Source organism: Pseudomonas sp. GQ91, assembly GCF_059758795.1.
Map to the genome: position 1 here is coordinate 1 of NZ_JCAXED010000034.1, position 2,167 is coordinate 2,167.

1 protein-coding gene is annotated in these 2,167 nt (G+C 54.8%); it reads left to right on the top strand.

Going from position 1 to position 2,167, the window contains the following annotated elements; translation table 11 throughout:
* Positions 1-2,167: immunoglobulin-like domain-containing protein (locus AC6CIA_RS26230; RefSeq protein ID WP_498316042.1), on the top strand; the 2,167-nt coding region annotated here is incomplete at both ends.

The following is a 2,167-nucleotide window of genomic DNA, read 5'->3' on the forward strand; positions in this document are numbered from 1 at the left end:
CCCGTTGACCGTGACCTTGGGCAATGGCGAGACCATCACTATTGGTGTGAACCAGTCCAGCGGAACCGTTTCGGTTCTAGCGCCAAATGATGTTTACACAGGCGATCAAACCGTCAGCACTGCAATCACCAAAGTGACTGGCGGCGAGCACTTCGAAAATCTGGTTCCGGGCACCGACACCGTCACCACGACTGTCACTGACACTCCGGGTACCGATGACACCACCACTGTCACGCTGAGCGCGCCTAGCTCCGTCAACGAAGGCGGCCAAATCACCTACACCGCTACGCTTTCCAATAAAGCAGGCAGCGACGTTACGCTGAAGTTGGATAACAACTCGACCATCACCATCAAGGCCGGCGAAACCGTCGGCACGGTCACCGTTGATGCACCAACTGATGACGTGTTCATCGACAAGTCTTCCGAGACCGTCAAAATCACTGACGCCACGGGCGGTAACTTCGAAAAACTGGAAGTTGCTGGAAATGGTGCGACCACCGTCGTCAATGACACCATTGATGATGTGAAGGTTGTATTGACCGCTACCAACACTGTTGGCGAAGGTGGCCAGATCATCTATACCGCGTCGCTGGTCGACAAGGCTGGTAATGCTGTTACCAACATCACCAATCCGCTGACCGTGACTCTGGGCAATGGCGAGACCATCACCATTGGTGTGAACCAGTCCAGCGGCACTGTTTCGGTATTGGCGCCAAATGATGTGTATGCCGGCGACCAAACCGTCAGTACCGCTATCACCAAAGTGACCGGCGGCGAGCACTTCGAAAACCTGGTTCCGGGAACTGACACTGTCACTACCACTGTCACTGACACACCGGGTACCGATGACACCACGACCGTGACCTTGACGGCGCCGTCGTCGGTTAACGAAGGCGGCCAGATCACTTACACCGCTACGCTTTCCAATAAAGCAGGCAGCGACGTCACTCTGAAGTTGGACAACAACTCGACCATCACCATCAAGGCTGGTGAAACCGTCGGTACGGTCAACGTTGATGCGCCAACCGATGACGTGTTCATCGACAAGTCTTCCGAGACGGTCAAGATCACTGATGCCAGTGGCGGTAACTTTGAGAAATTGGAAGTTGCAGGCAACGGTGCAACTACCGTCGTCAATGACACTATTGATGACGTGAAGGTTGTGCTGACCGCTACCAACACTGTTGGCGAAGGTGGTCAGATCGTCTATACCGCGTCGCTGATCGACAAGGCTGGTAATGCTGTTACCAACATCACCAATCCACTGACCGTGACCTTGGGCAATGGCGAGACCATTACCATTGGGGTGAATCAATCGAGCGGCACTGTTTCGGTTCTGGCGCCAAATGATGTGTATGCCGGCGACCAAACCGTCAGCACCGCCATCACCAAGGTGACCGGCGGCGAGCACTTCGAAAATCTGGTACCTGGAACCACCACCGTCACCACGACTGTCACTGACACTCCGGGTACGGATGACACCACGACCGTGACTTTGACGGCGCCATCGTCGGTTAACGAAGGTGGTCAAATCACTTACACCGCGACCTTGAGCAACAAGGCCGGGTCTGACGTCACCCTGAAGCTCGACAACAACTCGACCATCACCATCAAAGCCGGCGAAACCGTCGGCACGGTCACCGTTGATGCACCAACTGATGACGTGTTCATCGACAAGTCTTCAGAGACAGTCAAGATCACTGACGCTACTGGCGGTAACTTCGAGAAATTGGAAGTTGCTGGCAACGGTGCAACTACCGTCGTCAATGACACCATCGATGACGTGAAGGTTGTGCTGACCGCCACCAACACTGTTGGCGAAGGTGGTCAGATCGTTTACACCGCTAGCCTTGTGGATAAAAACGGTGCTCCGGTGACCAACATCACCAATCCCTTGACCGTGACCCTGGGTAATGGAGAGACCATCACCATTGGTGTGAACCAGTCGAGCGGCACTGTTTCGGTATTGGCGCCAAATGATGTGTATGCCGGTGACCAGACCGTCAGCACCGCTATCACCAAGGTGACTGGCGGCGAGCACTTTGAAAATCTGGTACCTGGAACCGACACCGTCACCACGACCGTCACCGACACACCGGGTACCGATGACACCACGACCGTGACTTTGACGGCGCCATCGTCGGTTAACGAAGGTGGTCAAATCACT